Source organism: Cupriavidus sp. DF5525, assembly GCF_040149425.2.
GTDB classification, from domain to species: domain Bacteria; phylum Pseudomonadota; class Gammaproteobacteria; order Burkholderiales; family Burkholderiaceae; genus Cupriavidus; species Cupriavidus pickettii_A.
Genome location: NZ_CP168268.1, coordinates 51,791 through 67,224, shown reverse-complemented (window position 1 = coordinate 67,224; position 15,434 = coordinate 51,791). Strand labels below are relative to the sequence as shown.

Sequence of the window (15,434 nt, the reverse complement as noted above, 5' to 3'; positions counted from 1 at the left end):
CAAAAAAAGGTATTGGACCGCATGACACGCGAATCTTAGCATTCATGTTTGAAGCACCAACTCATCGGTGTTTCAGCCATGAAATCTTGAAAGGAGACGAGTCATGGATAAACGAGTTGCCGAGGTCGCAGGCGCGATCGTCGAGGCAGTACGCAAAATTTTGCTGGACAAGCGCGTCACGGAAGCCGAATACCGCGCGGGTGTCGACTATCTCACCGAGGTCGCACAGACGCGGGAAACCGCGCTGCTTCTGGACGTTTTCCTGAACAGCACCATCATCGAAGGCAAGGCGCAGCGCTCGCGGACCTCTGCGCCTGCGATCCAGGGGCCGTACTTCCTGGAAGGTGCTCCTGTAGTTGAAGGCGTCCTCAAGACCTACGATAACGACGACCACAAACCGCTGATCATTCGCGGTACGGTGCGCTCGGACACGGGCGAGTTGCTCGCTGGCGCTGTCATCGACGTGTGGCACTCGACGCCTGATGGCTTGTACAGCGGGATCCACGACAACATCCCCGTGGACTACTACCGCGGAAAACTCGTGACGGATTCCCAGGGCAACTTTCGCGTGCGCACCACGATGCCAGTGCCATACCAGATCCCCTCCGAGGGGCCGACTGGGCGTCTGCTGGGCCACCTGGGCAGCCATACCTGGCGTCCGGCGCACGTGCACTTCAAGGTGCGCAAGGACGGTTTCGAACCGTTGACCACGCAATACTACTTCGAAGGGGGCAAATGGGTGGACGATGACTGCTGTCACGGCGTCACCCCCGACCTGATTACGCCCGAGACGATCGAGGACGGGGTGCGGGTCATGACCCTGGACTTCGTAATCGAGCGTGAGCAGGCCGAGCAACGCAAGTCGGCTACGGAGACAGTGGCATGAAGATCGAAGCGATCGATGTGACGCTGGTGGACGTCCCAGCTTCGCGTCCCATCCAGATGTCGTTTACCACGGTGCAGAAGCAGAGCTATGCGATCGTGCAGATCCGTGCGGGCGGGCTTGTCGGCATCGGCGAGGGCAGCAGCGTAGGTGGGCCGACTTGGAGTTCCGAATGCGCTGAAACCATCAAGGTCATCATCGAAACGTACTTGGCGCCGCTCCTGATCGGCAAGGACGCGACAAATCTGCGAGAGCTCCAGCACTTAATGGAGCGCGCCGTAACCGGAAACTATTCGGCCAAGGCGGCCATCGACGTTGCGCTGCATGATCTGAAGGCACGCTCTCTGAACCTGCCGCTGAGCGATTTGATCGGCGGCGCGATCCAGCAGGGCATCCCCATTGCCTGGACCCTGGCGAGCGGCGACACGCAGCGGGACATCGCAATCGCCGAGGAAATGATCGAGCGGCGCCGGCACAACCGGTTCAAGATCAAGCTTGGCGTGCGCTCCCCGGCAGATGATTTGCGCCATATCGAGAAGATTATCGAGCGCGTCGGTGACCGTGCTGCGGTGCGGGTCGATATCAACCAGGCCTGGGATGAGAACACGGCATCGGTGTGGATTCCGCGCCTGGAGGCGGCCGGTGTCGAACTGGTCGAACAGCCGGTGGCACGCAGCAACTTCGATGCGCTTCGGCGCCTGTCGGCCGACAACGGGGTGGCCATCCTGGCCGATGAAAGCCTGAGCTCGCTGGCGTCCGCCTTCGAACTGGCGCGCCATCATTGCGTCGACGCCTTCTCGCTGAAGCTGTGCAACATGGGCGGGGTGGCAAATACCCTCAAGGTCGCTGCGATCGCGGAAGCCTCGGGCATTGCGTCCTATGGGGGCACCATGTTGGATTCATCAATCGGCACCGCTGCTGCTCTCCATGTGTATGCCACATTGCCGACGATGCCCTTCGGATGTGAACTGCTAGGGCCCTGGGTGTTAGCCGACACGCTTACGCAGACCCAACTCGAGATCAAGGACTTCGAGATTCGGTTGCCCTCGGGTCCTGGGTTGGGTGTTGATATCGATCCGGACAAGCTGCGCCACTTCACCCGCGCGGGTTGATTGAAGTCAGTTAGGGGAAAATCACCATGTTGTCTCGTTTATCAATTCGTTTGGTCGTCTGGCTAGGCTGCGTAGGCTGTGTGGTCACTGGGCGCAGATCGAGCAAAACCAGGGCTTTATCCGCCTGGTCGACGATTTCCTTGCCACGGAGGATTGATCTTGAAACCGGAGTGAGCACCAGGTCAGAAAACTTGTCATCGGCAATTGCCCCACCACTCAGCATCCACCACCTCGAAAAGTGAGGAGACAAATGAACCATAGCGAAACCCCTATCAAGCTGCGCAAGACCTGGAACACCAGCGAGATACAGGCGCTCTTTGACGAGCGTGCCGGACGTATCGACCCGCGCATCTATACCGACGAAGACCTGTACCAGCTCGAACTGGAGCGCGTCTTCGCCAGGTCCTGGCTGCTGCTGGGGCACGAAACCCAGGTCAGGAAGGCGGGCGACTACTTTACGACCTACATGGGCGAAGACCCCGTCCTGGTCGTGCGGCAGAAGGACGCCAGCATCGCCGTGTTCCTGAACCAGTGCCGCCACCGCGGCATGCGCATCTGCCGCTCGGACGCAGGCAACGCGAAGGCGTTCACGTGCAGCTACCACGGATGGGCCTACGACACGGCTGGCAACCTCGTCAACGTGCCCTACGAGGCCGAATCCTTCCCGTGCCTGGACAAGAAGGAATGGAGCCCGCTGAAGGCCCGGGTGGCAACCTATAAAGGACTGATTTTCGCCAATTGGGATGAGAACGCCGTTGACCTCGACACGTATCTGGGCGAGGCAAAGTTCTACATGGACCACATGCTCGACCGCACCGAGGCCGGCACTGAAGCGATCCCGGGCGTGCAGAAGTGGGTCATTCCCTGCAACTGGAAATTCGCCGCGGAACAGTTCTGCAGCGACATGTACCACGCCGGCACGACCTCGCATCTGTCCGGGATCCTGGCCGGTCTGCCGGAGGGCCTTGAAATGGCCGATCTTGCGCCGCCGACAGTTGGCAGGCAGTACCGTGCGCCGTGGGGCGGACATGGCAGCGGCTTCTATATCGGCGACCCCAATCTGATGCTTGCCATCATGGGACCGAAGGTCACCAGCTACTGGACCGAAGGTCCCGCATCGGAAAAGGCGGCCCAACGGCTGGGTAGCGTCGAGCGCGGCTCACACCTCATGGTCGAGCACATGACCGTCTTTCCCACGTGTTCCTTCCTCCCGGGCATCAACACGGTCCGCACGTGGCATCCGCGCGGGCCGAACGAGGTGGAGGTGTGGGCGTTCACGGTGGTCGACGCCGATGCGCCCGACGATATCAAGGAAGAGTTCCGGCGCCAGACGCTGCGCACCTTCTCCGCCGGTGGCGTGTTCGAGCAGGACGACGGCGAGAACTGGGTCGAGATCCAGCAGGTTCTGAAAGGGCACATGGCACGCAGCCGCCCCTTCAACGCCGAGATGAGCATGAACCAGACCATCGACAACGATCCGGTCTACCCGGGGCGTATCAGCACCAACGTCTATAGCGAGGAAGCCGCCCGCGGGCTCTATGCCCAGTGGCTGCGGATGATGACCTCGCCCGACTGGGATGCGCTGAACGTCACGCGCACGCGCTGAATCCCATGACATCCGGCGCCACGGAGTGGCGCCCCCAGAAGACGCATTTGACTTCGATACGGGTTGGGATACGACGGCCTTTATCCACTTCAAACCTACAAGGATTGACCATGCTTGATTCAGTCAAGAGAGCCGACCTCTTCCTGCGCAAACCGGCGCCCGTGGCGCCCGAACTGCAACACGAGATCGAGCAGTTCTACTACTGGGAGGCCAAGCTTCTCAACGATCGACGCTTTGAGGAGTGGTTCGCGCTGCTGGCGGAAGACATCCATTACTTCATGCCCATTCGCACGACGCGGATCATGCGCGATGCCCGGCTCGAGTACTCGGGCACCCGCGAGTATGCGCACTTCGACGACGACGCCACGATGATGAAGGGCCGGATGCGCAAGATCACATCCGACGTGAGCTGGTCGGAGAATCCCGCATCGCGGACCCGGCATCTGGTGAGCAACGTCATGATCGTCGATGGGGAGGTGGCAGGCGAGTACGAGATCTCCAGCGCCTTCATCGTGTATCGCAATCGCCTGGAGCGGCAACTCGACATCTTTGCCGGCGAGCGTCGTGACACCTTGCGCCGCAACTCGAGCGAGGCCGGGTTCGAGATCGTCAATCGGACCATCCTGATTGACCAGAGCACCATCCTGGCCAACAACCTCAGCTTCTTCTTCTAGGGGTGATGTCATGGCCTGGACGTACATATTGCGGCAGGAAGAGCTGCCGCCCGGGGAGATGCAGCGCCATGAAGGCGGCCCGGAGCCGATCATGGTCTGCAACGTCGACGGCGAGTTCTTCGCGGTGCAGGACACGTGCACGCATGGGAACTGGGCGTTGTCGGATGGCTATCTGGACGGTGACGTCGTCGAATGCACGCTGCATTTCGGCAAGTTCTGCGTGCGCACCGGAAAGGTGAAGGCGCTACCCGCCTGCAAACCGGTCAAGGTGTTTCCGATCAAGCTGGAAGGCGGCGAGGTGCACGTCGACCTGGACGCCGGCGAGGTGAAGTGATGGCGACGCATGTGGCGATCATCGGCAATGGCGTGGCGGGTGTCACGACCGCGCAGGCCCTGCGTGCCGAGGGCTTCGAGGGGCGCATCTCGCTGATCGGCAGCGAACCGCATCTTCCCTATGACCGGCCGTCCTTGTCCAAGGCGGTGCTTGACGGCAGCCTTGAGCGGCCGCCCGTACTGGCGGAGGCCGACTGGTACGGCGAGGCCAACATCGACATGCTGACCGGCCCGCAAGTCACCGCGATCAACGCGGAGACACGGACGATCAGCCTGGACGATGGCACCACGCTGTCTGCAGATGCCATCGTCATTGCCACGGGCAGCCGGGCACGGACGCTTGCGCTGCCCGGCAGCCAGCTGGGTGGCGTCGTCACGCTGCGGACCTACGACGACGTGCAGTCGCTGCGCGATAGCTGGACGCCCGCGACGCGACTGTTGATTGCGGGCGGCGGACTGATCGGCTGCGAAGTCGCGACGACGGCGCGCAAGCTTGGCCTGCCGGTAACGATTCTGGAGGCTGGCGATGAACTGCTCGTACGTGTACTGGGACGCCGTATCGGCGCGTGGCTGCGTGGCCGGCTGACTGAACTTGGCGTACAGGTCGAACTGGGCGCGGGTGTCGCAGGCTTCTCCGGCGAGGGCCGGCTTGAACAGGTACTGGCCAGCGATGGACGCTTCTTCGCGGCCGACAGCGCACTCATCTGCATTGGTGCGGAACCCGCGGATCAACTCGCGCGCCAGGCGGGGCTGGCCTGCGACCGGGGCGTCATTGTCGATCACTGCGGTGCGACGCTAGCCGAAGGCGTATTCGCAGTCGGCGATGCGGCCAGCTGGCCGCTGCGCGCAGGCGGCCGGCGTTCGCTCGAAACCTATATGAACGCACAGCGCCAGGCCGCCGCGGTGGCCGCAGCCATTCTGGGAAAGGCGGTATCGGCGCCGCAGCTGCCGGTGTCGTGGACGGAGATCGCCGGGCATCGGATGCAGATGGCGGGCGATATCGAAGGGCCCGGCGAATTCGTCTTGCGCGGCACGCTTGGCAGTGGCGCGGCCCTGCTGTTCCGGCTGCAGGAAGGAAAGCTTCAAGCCGTCGTCGCGGTCGATGCGCCCCGTGACTTCGCGCTCGCCACCCGCCTGGTGGAAGCCCATGCGGCAGTCGAGCCGGCACGGCTGGCAGATATTTCAAACAGCATGCGCGATCTGGTGCGTGCGCATTCAGGAGACACAGCATGAAACTCAAAGGTGAAGTGGCCTTGGTGACCGGTGGTGGCGCGGGCCTGGGGAGGGCGATCGTGGATCGCTATGTCGCGGAAGGCGCCCGTGTCGCCGTACTCGATAAATCTGCGGCGGGTCTGGAAGAACTCAAGAAAGTACATGGCGACGCCATTGTGGGGGTGGAGGGGGATGTCCGGTCGCTCGACAGCCATCGTGAAGCCGTGGCCCGCTGTGTCGATGCGTTCGGCAAGCTCGACTGCCTGGTCGGCAACGCCGGCGTCTGGGACTACCTGACCCAGCTGGTCGATATCCCCGATGACCTGATCTCGGAGGCATTCGAGGAAATGTTCGCGGTCAACGTCAAGGGCTACATCCTCGCGGCGAAGGCCGCGCTACCTGCTCTCTATCAAAGCAAGGGCAGCGCGATCTTCACGGTGTCGAATGCCGGTTTCTACCCCGGCGGGGGCGGCGTTCTGTATACCGCCGGCAAGCATGCCGTGATCGGTCTGATCCGGCAGCTCGCACACGAATGGGGCCCGCATATCCGTGTCAACGGCATCGCCCCCGGCGGGATCCTGGGAAGCGATCTGCGCGGGCTCAAGACCCTGGACTTGCAGGACAAGAGCATTTCGACCTTTCCACTGGACGACATGCTGAAATCCGTCCTTCCGACGGGGCGGGCTGCCACGGCCGAGGAATACGCCGGCGCCTTTGTCTTCTTCGCAACGCGTGCGGACACGGTCCCGCTTACCGGCAGTGTGCTGAACTTCGACGGCGGCATGGGCGTGCGCGGCCTGTTCGAAGCCAGTCTGGGCGCACAGCTTGACAAGCACTTCGGTTGAGAGGGGAGACGTGTCATGAGCATCAAAAGACTCGGCTATATGGGCTTCGAAGTCGCGGATGTGCGCGCGTGGCGCTCCTTCGCCACTGGCAGGCTGGGGGTGATGGAAGCCGCTGCGGCGACTGTGGGCACGACTACTTTGTAGCCTTCTCCTGCAAAGGCCGGGGAGTCTGCCCCTCGTGCACCACCCGGCGCATGGTGGAGACAGCAGCGCACCTGAACGATCACGTATTCCCCCGCCTGCCGGTGCGCCAGTGGGTGCTGTCGGTTCCCAAGCGGCTTCGTTACTTCATGCAGCGCGACGGAGCGGTGCTGAGCATGGTGCTGCGCATCTTTCTGCGGGTGATCGCACAAACTCTGCAGACCCACAGCCCCGGTGCGGCCCATATGGACAAGGCAGGCCTGCACATCGGTGCCATCGCCTTCATTCACCGATTCGGCTCCAGCCTCAATGAACACGTCCACTTCCACGTTTGTGTGGTGGACGGGGTGTTTGAGGAAGTGGAGGGCGAGGGCGATGCTGATGCGACCCCTCGAATCTCATCGCCGGGTGTCATCTTTCACGCGGCCACCGGCATCGATGCGGCTACCGTGGCCCCAGTGCAGACCACACTGCAAAAACGCATCCTGCGCGCCTTCGTTGCTCGGGGCCTGCTGGAGAACTGTGACGCCAAAGACATGCTGGGCTACAAACACAGCGGCTTCTCGGTGGATGCGGGGGTGTGCATCGAAGCCCACGACCGCGCTGCGCTGGAGCGGCTGCTGCGCTATTGCGCGCGTCCACCGTTTTCCATGGAGCGCCTACGCAAAGAGGGAAGCAAACTGGTGTACCGCTGTGCCAAACAGCGCAGCGAGCCCACCAGTGACAAGCGTGGTGCCAAGGCAGATGAGCTGCACCTCACACCGCTGGAACTGATCGACCGCATCGCCGCGCTGGTGCCACCGCCACGCACCCACCGGCACCGCTACTTTGGTGTGCTGGCACCAAACTCGCCGCTGAGAGCGGCGGTAACGGCGCTGGCTCAGCCTGCTGCGTCGCAACCAGCCACGGTGGAGACTGCACAACCTGGCGCGGGCGTACCTGGGGTGGCGGCGCCGGGCAACGCGGCCACACCCACACCCGAACCTGAAGCACGCCCGAAGCGAGCGGCGCATTACTTGTGGGCGGTGCTGATTGCCCGCATCTACGAGGCATTTCCGCTGCTGTGCCCCATGTGCGGTGGGCAGATGCGCATCATTGCCTTCATCACCCACAGCGCCGAAATCCGCCACATCCTGAACCACATCGGGGTGGAGTCTGCCCCCCCGCACATCACCCCGGCACGCGGGCCACCGCTGTGGGAGGGCTGCGACGCGCCGGTGGATGATGGTGCGCAAGGCGAGCCGGATTGGGATCTGGCAGCTCAACCCGACGAGGTAGACCAGCGCGTCAATTGGTGACCCAGTGAAGCGGCGGTATCCATCGCTGCGGGGAAGCAGCTGCGCGCGCGCCAGGCCCAAATGCATACTGCCTCCCAAGCTCTTGCCATTGAGCGGCAAGCGAGCGCTCAACCTTCCTTGGCCGAACGTGTTTCGAGGCCCAAAACTCGTGCCATACTTGGCCTCATGCGGTTGAATTTCCTATCCGTACCTATCTGCTCCGACTCGGCGGCGGCGATGACGTGCCGGCGTCGTTGGAGCGCTTCATCGTTCGTCTGCGTGATCTCGTCCGCCTACGTGAGAATCTAGGTGGCTGACAGAGCCAACCACGGACGTTCAGCTTCAAGAATCGGTCCGGGCGCCGATGCCAAGGTAGTGCTCCGTTGCAGCCATCAGGTCAGCGGCGCTTATTCTGAGCGCCATGGCAATTTTCAATATGACAGGAAGCGTGGGCACGTGCTCCCCGCGCTCGATCTTGCCCATGTGCGAGCGCGAGATGCCTGCCCGGGATGCAAATTCGTCTTGAGCAATACCTTGAGCGACGCGCGCAACGCGCACGGCCTGTCCGAAGGCCAACGCTGGTTCGGATTCATACGTCGATGTGCCAGCGGGGCGGCCTGGCTGAATAGTGGGCTTCTGCATTTGCAGAAGCGTCGGACAAACCTCTGAAATTAACCACGTTAAATTTATAGACGTTAAAGTTCACTCTTGCTTATCATATGGGCTCCTCCTTGACCTGATTAGCCGCCTCTGCGGTGCCCTTATGCACAACGCTACCGGCCAGTCCCCCCGTCTCAGGCTCGCCATAGCGCCAGGCGCGCCGTCGCCACAGTTGTCGGCACTGCTGGCGCTGCAACGCGCGGAAGAGCCCGATGTCGCTCTCGCCTTCTTTGAGGTTTCAGGTCGCGATCTGCATGCGGGACTACATGACGGCCGTTACGACGCGGGGGTTTCAATTCAGGTATCGAGCGACGCGGCGCTTAAAGCGCAGCCGTTGTGGGCCGAGTGCATGGCCGTCGCCATGCCGCTACGATTTCCATTGCTTGATCAGGCGACACTCACGATCGCCGATCTGCTGGACTTCGCCCTGTATCGCTGGCAGGCGGAAATCTGTTCCAAGTTGGATGAGCGGCTTTCCACGCCCCTGCCGACAGGTCGACAGAACATCCGGTACGTCACTTCGTTTGGCCTGTTGGCCACGTGGGTCGCGGCCGGCTACGGCGTCGGGGTGTCCGCGCAATCGCGCATCGAGCGCGCTCACAAATGGGGGATCACGATGCGGCCGCTCATTGACGGCCCCTACGAGATCGTGGCACACCTGCAGCGGCCCCAGGAGTCGACCAGTTCGTTTGTGGAGCGATTCGAGCGAAGAGCGCTGCAGGTTGCCAAGGCGAGTTCTGCATAGCGGGCCGCTACCTATAGCTGGGATGACGACACGGGCCTCCATAGGCCCCTGGGCGAATTCAGACCTCTCTGGCGCTCCTGCGCTATCCACCCGCCGACAGACATTCTGTCGCACATCTTCAGAGATTGGCCGTGGCCAACGACCTCGGTACATCCGCGTGGCATCTATTGCGATTCTCGAGTAGGTAGCAAGCTCAAGAATGTTTCTAGAATCGGTGCAATGTGATCGTGACGGTATATACAACTGACCGGTACGGTGGCCTTGGTGCCCACGAGTTCAGTGAAGCCGAAGTCAGTTCTCGAAATCATGGCTACTGTCTCGGGAACGATTGTCACGCCGACACCGGCCAACGCCAAAGCCATGGCTGCATTGACGTCTTCAACTATGGCGACAACCTTTGGCTCTACACGCGCGCGTTTGAATACGCCGATGACTTCGTCTGCGAAACTGGGGCGTCCTTCTCGCGGGAACAGGATCAAGGGCTCGTTACGAAGCGCGCTGCAATGAACTTGCTCACCAAACGAGCGAGCGCGCGACTTTTGCGCACCCAGAAATAGCCTCTCATTGGTTACGTTTCGGACAACTACACCCTCCTGATAGGGGTAGAAACGCCCGAACCCGATATCGATGGTGCCAGCGTCCAGCGCTTCAATCTGGCGGTTCTTGCTCATCTGCGTCAAGGACACAGTTGCCGAGGGAGCAACCGACAAGAGTTGCCGCAGCAGTAGCGGTAGCGTATGCAAAACGACGGTTCCGAAATAGGCGACGCGCAATTCCCCGATTTCACCGCGCGATGCTGCACGTGATCTCACCCTTGAGATCTCGGTAACGTGCAGTAGGCGCCTGGCATCCTCTAAAAATGTTGTACCCGCTGCCGTCAGTTCTACGCCGCGGTGCGTGCGTTCAAACAGCACCACACCGAGATCCTGTTCCAGGGCCTGTATTTGTCGGGTAATGGGCGGCTGAGAAATATGCAGGCGTCTTGCCGCAGCACCGATATTTCCCTCTTCTGCGACCGCGATGAAATAGCGAAGCTGCCGAAATTCCATTTAATAACCTCTGGTTTTCCCTAGGGTGAGCACCGCCAATCCATACCGATCCCGTATCAAAAAGGCCAAAAAAAGGTATTGGACCGCATGACACGCGAATCTTAGCATTCATGTTTGAAGCACCAACTCATCGGTGTTTCAGCCATGAAATCTTGAAAGGAGACGAGTCATGGATAAACGAGTTGCCGAGGTCGCAGGCGCGATCGTCGAGGCAGTACGCAAAATTTTGCTGGACAAGCGCGTCACGGAAGCCGAATACCGCGCGGGTGTCGACTATCTCACCGAGGTCGCACAGACGCGGGAAACCGCGCTGCTTCTGGACGTTTTCCTGAACAGCACCATCATCGAAGGCAAGGCGCAGCGCTCGCGGACCTCTGCGCCTGCGATCCAGGGGCCGTACTTCCTGGAAGGTGCTCCTGTAGTTGAAGGCGTCCTCAAGACCTACGATAACGACGACCACAAACCGCTGATCATTCGCGGTACGGTGCGCTCGGACACGGGCGAGTTGCTCGCTGGCGCTGTCATCGACGTGTGGCACTCGACGCCTGATGGCTTGTACAGCGGGATCCACGACAACATCCCCGTGGACTACTACCGCGGAAAACTCGTGACGGATTCCCAGGGCAACTTTCGCGTGCGCACCACGATGCCAGTGCCATACCAGATCCCCTCCGAGGGGCCGACTGGGCGTCTGCTGGGCCACCTGGGCAGCCATACCTGGCGTCCGGCGCACGTGCACTTCAAGGTGCGCAAGGACGGTTTCGAACCGTTGACCACGCAATACTACTTCGAAGGGGGCAAATGGGTGGACGATGACTGCTGTCACGGCGTCACCCCCGACCTGATTACGCCCGAGACGATCGAGGACGGGGTGCGGGTCATGACCCTGGACTTCGTAATCGAGCGTGAGCAGGCCGAGCAACGCAAGTCGGCTACGGAGACAGTGGCATGAAGATCGAAGCGATCGATGTGACGCTGGTGGACGTCCCAGCTTCGCGTCCCATCCAGATGTCGTTTACCACGGTGCAGAAGCAGAGCTATGCGATCGTGCAGATCCGTGCGGGCGGGCTTGTCGGCATCGGCGAGGGCAGCAGCGTAGGTGGGCCGACTTGGAGTTCCGAATGCGCTGAAACCATCAAGGTCATCATCGAAACGTACTTGGCGCCGCTCCTGATCGGCAAGGACGCGACAAATCTGCGAGAGCTCCAGCACTTAATGGAGCGCGCCGTAACCGGAAACTATTCGGCCAAGGCGGCCATCGACGTTGCGCTGCATGATCTGAAGGCACGCTCTCTGAACCTGCCGCTGAGCGATTTGATCGGCGGCGCGATCCAGCAGGGCATCCCCATTGCCTGGACCCTGGCGAGCGGCGACACGCAGCGGGACATCGCAATCGCCGAGGAAATGATCGAGCGGCGCCGGCACAACCGGTTCAAGATCAAGCTTGGCGTGCGCTCCCCGGCAGATGATTTGCGCCATATCGAGAAGATTATCGAGCGCGTCGGTGACCGTGCTGCGGTGCGGGTCGATATCAACCAGGCCTGGGATGAGAACACGGCATCGGTGTGGATTCCGCGCCTGGAGGCGGCCGGTGTCGAACTGGTCGAACAGCCGGTGGCACGCAGCAACTTCGATGCGCTTCGGCGCCTGTCGGCCGACAACGGGGTGGCCATCCTGGCCGATGAAAGCCTGAGCTCGCTGGCGTCCGCCTTCGAACTGGCGCGCCATCATTGCGTCGACGCCTTCTCGCTGAAGCTGTGCAACATGGGCGGGGTGGCAAATACCCTCAAGGTCGCTGCGATCGCGGAAGCCTCGGGCATTGCGTCCTATGGGGGCACCATGTTGGATTCATCAATCGGCACCGCTGCTGCTCTCCATGTGTATGCCACATTGCCGACGATGCCCTTCGGATGTGAACTGCTAGGGCCCTGGGTGTTAGCCGACACGCTTACGCAGACCCAACTCGAGATCAAGGACTTCGAGATTCGGTTGCCCTCGGGTCCTGGGTTGGGTGTTGATATCGATCCGGACAAGCTGCGCCACTTCACCCGCGCGGGTTGATTGAAGTCAGTTAGGGGAAAATCACCATGTTGTCTCGTTTATCAATTCGTTTGGTCGTCTGGCTAGGCTGCGTAGGCTTGAGCTTGCTGGCAGTAACGGCGAGTGCTGCAGACTACCCGAGCAAGCCCATTCGATGGATCGTTCCATTCCCGCCGGGCGGTGCAATCGACATGGTTTCTCGTGTCTTGGCCCAGCGCGTGTCGCAAACGCTGGGGCAGCCGGTGACAGTGGAGAATCGTCCGGGCTCGGGCGGGATCATCGGCAGCGCGGAGGTCGCGCGCTCCCCGGCTGACGGTTATACGCTGCTGGTGAACTCGACAGGGCTGGCAGTGGACAAGTGGTTTTATCCGAACGTCGCCTACGATGCTCGGAAAGCATTTGCCCCCGTGGCGCTGTTGGCAACTATCCCCAGCGTTCTAGTGGTGCCGGCTGATTCCCCATACAAGGATGCCAGGAGCCTACTAGCGTACGCAAAGGCCAACCCCGGTAAGGTGTCATTCGCCTCTGCAGGCATGGGGACGTCGATCCATCTGGCGGCCGCTCTGCTGGCCGCTCAGGCCGGGGTTGACCTGCTCCACGTGCCCTACAAAGGGAGCACGCCAGCTGCCGCCGACCTGATCGCGGGGCGAGTCTCCATGATGGTCGATTCGATCACCGCACAGCAGTCGTTTATCAAATCTGGACGGGTGCGTGCGCTGGGTGTCACCAGCTTGCAACCCGCGCCCTCATTGCCTGGGATTCCTCCCCTGGCGCAAGCAGCCGACCTTCCGAAGTTCGAGGTCCTGACATGGTTTGGCTTATTTGTGCCGTCACGTACCTCGCCGGACATCGTCAAGGTGCTCAACACAGCAATGAATGAAGCACTGAAGACCCCGGAGGTACAAAAGGCGCTGGCGGATATCGGCGCTTCAGCGCAGGGGGGAACATCGCAAGCTCTGGGCGTCTTATGGGACAACGAGATCGACCGATGGGGCCAGTTGATCGTCCACCATCGACTCAACACCCAATGAACTGTAATCGGAGAGATGAAGATGTTGACTGAAGGGATATCGATTCAATCGTATGACGGGCATACATTCGGCGCGCTCGTGGGCTCGCCGGCCAAAGCGCCCGCTCCCGTGATTGTGATCGCTCAAGAAATATTTGGTGTGAACGCGTTCATGCGAGAAACGGTGTCATGGCTGGTCGACCAGGGGTATGCGGCAGTTTGCCCTGATCTGTACGCGCGCCAGGCGCCAGGTACAGCACTCGATCCGCAGGATGAGGCGCAGAGAGAGCAAGCCTACAAGCTCTGGCAGGCCTTCGACATGGAGGCCGGCGTGGGCGATCTGGAGGCTGCTATCCGCTATGCGCGACACCAACCCTACAGCAACGGCAAGGTGGGATTGGTGGGGTATTGCCTGGGCGGTGCGCTTGCCTTTCTAGTGGCCGCCAAAGGATACGTGGATCGCGCCGTAGGCTACTACGGTGTTGGACTGGAGAAGCAGCTCAACAAGGTCCCGGAAGTCAAGCATCCGGCGTTGTTTCACATGGGCGGCCAAGACCACTTCGTGCCCGCGCCAAGCCGCCAGCTGATTACTGAAGGCTTCGGTGCCAATCCATTGCTGCAAGTGCACTGGTACGAAGAGGCCGGACACTCGTTCGCCAGGACGAGCAGTCCGGGCTATGTGGCGAGTGCCGCGGCGTTGGCCAACGAACGTACACTGGATTTCCTGGCGCCCTTGCAGAGCAAGAAGCCATGAATTTCATTCACGACTATCGTTCCCCGCGGGTGATTTTTGGACCCGATAGCCTCGCCCGATTGCCGCAGGAACTGGAACGTCTCGGCATTGACCGGGCGCTCGTGTTGACCACGCCTGAGCAGGCGCCCCTGGGACGGCAAGTGGCCGAGCCGGTCATCGGCCACGTGGCAGCCTTCTACGATGGTGCGACCATGCATGTACCCGCTTTGGTGGCTGAGGAGGCCTGCAAGATTGCGCGCACGAGTGAGGCTAATGGCGTCATTGCGATTGGTGGGGGATCTACTATCGGACTCGCTAAGATCGTGGCGCTCCGTACAGAGTTGCCCATCGTCGCTGTGCCCACGACATATGCAGGTAGCGAGATGACGTCCATCTTCGGTATCACAGAGGGTGGCGTCAAGAAAACCGGCCGCGACGCGCGCGTCATGCCCCGTGCAGTTATCTACGAGCCCCGGCTGACCCTAGAGCTACCTCTTAGCATCAGCGTGACCAGCGCGATCAATGCAATAGCCCATGCAGTTGAAGGCCTGTATGCGCCAGATGCCACGCCGCTGCTTACCATCATGGCCCAGGAAGGAATCGCAGCGACGGTACGCGCGATTCCCAAGTTGTATCAATCACCAAGAGATCTTCAGGCTCGCGGCGACGCGCTTTATGGCGCTTGGCTCTGCGCGAGCGTGCTTGGCAACGTCAGTATGGCATTGCACCACAAGCTGTGCCACACGCTGGGAGGAACGCTCGATCTCCCTCATGCCCAGACCCATACGGTCGTGCTGCCCCACGCGCTGGCCTATAACGCGCGCGCGGTGCCAGACGCAATGCGTGTGCTGCGCATTGCCCTGGGGCATGACGATCCACCCACGGCCTTGTACGAATTGGCTCGCGACAATGGCGCACCCGTGGCCTTGCGCGATCTCGGAATGCACGAGGAGGATATTGAGCATGTTGGCGACCTGGCATTGCAGGACCGCTATCCCAATCCGCGGGAACTGGATCGAGACGCATTGCTTGCATTGCTGCGCGATGCGTACCACGGACGCCCGCCTTCCGCTTGAGGAGGTTGGCATGGAATTTTCTTTTGATACAAGTTGACG

At 61.2% G+C, this 15,434-nt stretch carries 17 protein-coding genes and 1 pseudogene; 15 read left to right on the top strand and 3 right to left on the bottom strand.

Features of this window, described 5'->3' with window-relative positions:
- Positions 1-103 precede the first annotated feature (103 nt).
- Positions 104-886: a chlorocatechol 1,2-dioxygenase gene (locus ABNX08_RS42920; RefSeq protein WP_374063828.1), complete on the top strand. Its 783-nt coding sequence runs from the start codon at positions 104-106 to the stop codon at positions 884-886.
- Positions 883-1,995, top strand: coding sequence for a muconate cycloisomerase family protein (locus tag ABNX08_RS42915; protein WP_011489354.1), 1,113 nt, complete (start codon positions 883-885; stop codon positions 1,993-1,995). The genes ABNX08_RS42920 and ABNX08_RS42915 overlap by 4 nt, the downstream gene beginning before the upstream one ends.
- A gap of 10 nt (positions 1,996-2,005) precedes the next feature.
- On the opposite strand, the gene ABNX08_RS42910 is transcribed toward ABNX08_RS42915, so the two are convergent.
- Positions 2,006-2,218, bottom strand: a complete 213-nt coding sequence (locus tag ABNX08_RS42910) for a hypothetical protein (RefSeq protein ID WP_374063833.1) — start codon at positions 2,216-2,218, stop codon at positions 2,006-2,008.
- A 27-nt stretch (positions 2,219-2,245) separates the two neighbouring features.
- Here ABNX08_RS42910 and ABNX08_RS42905 point away from each other — a divergent pair, with 27 nt between their 5' ends.
- The 7 genes and pseudogenes from ABNX08_RS42905 to ABNX08_RS42875 all read left to right on the top strand — a co-directional run bounded on the left by ABNX08_RS42905 (position 2,246) and on the right by ABNX08_RS42875 (position 8,104).
- Positions 2,246-3,601, top strand: coding sequence for an aromatic ring-hydroxylating dioxygenase subunit alpha (locus tag ABNX08_RS42905; protein ID WP_374063832.1), 1,356 nt, complete (start codon positions 2,246-2,248; stop codon positions 3,599-3,601).
- Between the two features lie 110 nt (positions 3,602-3,711).
- Positions 3,712-4,275 carry an aromatic-ring-hydroxylating dioxygenase subunit beta gene (locus ABNX08_RS42900; RefSeq protein ID WP_349609841.1) on the top strand — a complete coding sequence of 188 codons (564 nt, stop codon included), beginning with the start codon at positions 3,712-3,714 and terminating at the stop codon, positions 4,273-4,275.
- Positions 4,276-4,285: 10 nt separating this feature from the next.
- Positions 4,286-4,609 carry a non-heme iron oxygenase ferredoxin subunit gene (locus ABNX08_RS42895; protein ID WP_349609835.1) on the top strand — a complete coding sequence of 108 codons (324 nt, stop codon included), beginning with the start codon at positions 4,286-4,288 and terminating at the stop codon, positions 4,607-4,609.
- Positions 4,609-5,841, top strand: a complete 1,233-nt coding sequence (locus ABNX08_RS42890; protein ID WP_349609837.1) for an FAD-dependent oxidoreductase — start codon at positions 4,609-4,611, stop codon at positions 5,839-5,841. Before ABNX08_RS42895 ends, ABNX08_RS42890 begins: the two co-directional genes overlap by 1 nt.
- The gene (bphB, locus tag ABNX08_RS42885) at positions 5,838-6,665 is read left to right on the top strand and encodes a cis-2,3-dihydrobiphenyl-2,3-diol dehydrogenase (RefSeq protein ID WP_374063831.1); all 828 of its coding nucleotides are present in this window, start codon (positions 5,838-5,840) and stop codon (positions 6,663-6,665) included. The genes ABNX08_RS42890 and bphB overlap by 4 nt, the downstream gene beginning before the upstream one ends.
- A 15-nt stretch (positions 6,666-6,680) precedes the next feature.
- Positions 6,681-6,749, top strand: a pseudogene (locus ABNX08_RS42880) (hypothetical protein); the annotation flags it as partial.
- On the top strand, positions 6,734-8,104 hold the full coding sequence (locus ABNX08_RS42875) for an IS91 family transposase (RefSeq protein ID WP_374063830.1): 1,371 nt from the start codon (positions 6,734-6,736) through the stop codon (positions 8,102-8,104). The pseudogene ABNX08_RS42880 and the gene ABNX08_RS42875, both read left to right, overlap by 16 nt.
- Positions 8,105-8,425: 321 nt before the next feature.
- On the opposite strand, the gene ABNX08_RS42870 is transcribed toward ABNX08_RS42875, so the two are convergent.
- Positions 8,426-8,725 carry a helix-turn-helix domain-containing protein gene (locus ABNX08_RS42870; protein WP_011489350.1) on the bottom strand — a complete coding sequence of 100 codons (300 nt, stop codon included), beginning with the start codon at positions 8,723-8,725 and terminating at the stop codon, positions 8,426-8,428.
- Between the two features lie 121 nt (positions 8,726-8,846).
- On the opposite strand from ABNX08_RS42870, the gene ABNX08_RS42865 reads away from it, so the two are divergent.
- Positions 8,847-9,488 carry a substrate-binding domain-containing protein gene (locus ABNX08_RS42865; RefSeq protein WP_349609900.1) on the top strand — a complete coding sequence of 214 codons (642 nt, stop codon included), beginning with the start codon at positions 8,847-8,849 and terminating at the stop codon, positions 9,486-9,488.
- A 164-nt stretch (positions 9,489-9,652) separates the two neighbouring features.
- On the opposite strand, the gene ABNX08_RS42860 is transcribed toward ABNX08_RS42865, so the two are convergent.
- Positions 9,653-10,537: a LysR substrate-binding domain-containing protein gene (locus tag ABNX08_RS42860; protein WP_374063829.1), complete on the bottom strand. Its 885-nt coding sequence runs from the start codon at positions 10,535-10,537 to the stop codon at positions 9,653-9,655.
- Positions 10,538-10,706: 169 nt separating this feature from the next.
- Here ABNX08_RS42860 and ABNX08_RS42855 point away from each other — a divergent pair, with 169 nt between their 5' ends.
- Genes ABNX08_RS42855 through ABNX08_RS42835 form a run of 5 tightly spaced genes read left to right on the top strand, consistent with a single transcriptional unit; the run spans position 10,707 to position 15,395 of the window.
- Positions 10,707-11,489, top strand: a complete 783-nt coding sequence (locus ABNX08_RS42855; protein WP_374063828.1) for a chlorocatechol 1,2-dioxygenase — start codon at positions 10,707-10,709, stop codon at positions 11,487-11,489.
- Complete coding sequence (locus ABNX08_RS42850; RefSeq protein ID WP_011489354.1) at positions 11,486-12,598, top strand: muconate cycloisomerase family protein; 1,113 nt, start codon at positions 11,486-11,488, stop codon at positions 12,596-12,598. The genes ABNX08_RS42855 and ABNX08_RS42850 overlap by 4 nt, the downstream gene beginning before the upstream one ends.
- A 26-nt stretch (positions 12,599-12,624) precedes the next feature.
- Positions 12,625-13,608: a tripartite tricarboxylate transporter substrate binding protein gene (locus ABNX08_RS42845; RefSeq protein WP_349609938.1), complete on the top strand. Its 984-nt coding sequence runs from the start codon at positions 12,625-12,627 to the stop codon at positions 13,606-13,608.
- 15 nt (positions 13,609-13,623) lie between these two features.
- Positions 13,624-14,340, top strand: coding sequence for a dienelactone hydrolase family protein (locus ABNX08_RS42840; protein ID WP_256943243.1), 717 nt, complete (start codon positions 13,624-13,626; stop codon positions 14,338-14,340).
- A complete protein-coding gene (locus ABNX08_RS42835) occupies positions 14,337-15,395 on the top strand; it encodes a maleylacetate reductase (protein WP_063599757.1) in 1,059 nt (352 codons plus the stop codon). Before ABNX08_RS42840 ends, ABNX08_RS42835 begins: the two co-directional genes overlap by 4 nt.
- Positions 15,396-15,434 lie beyond the last annotated feature (39 nt).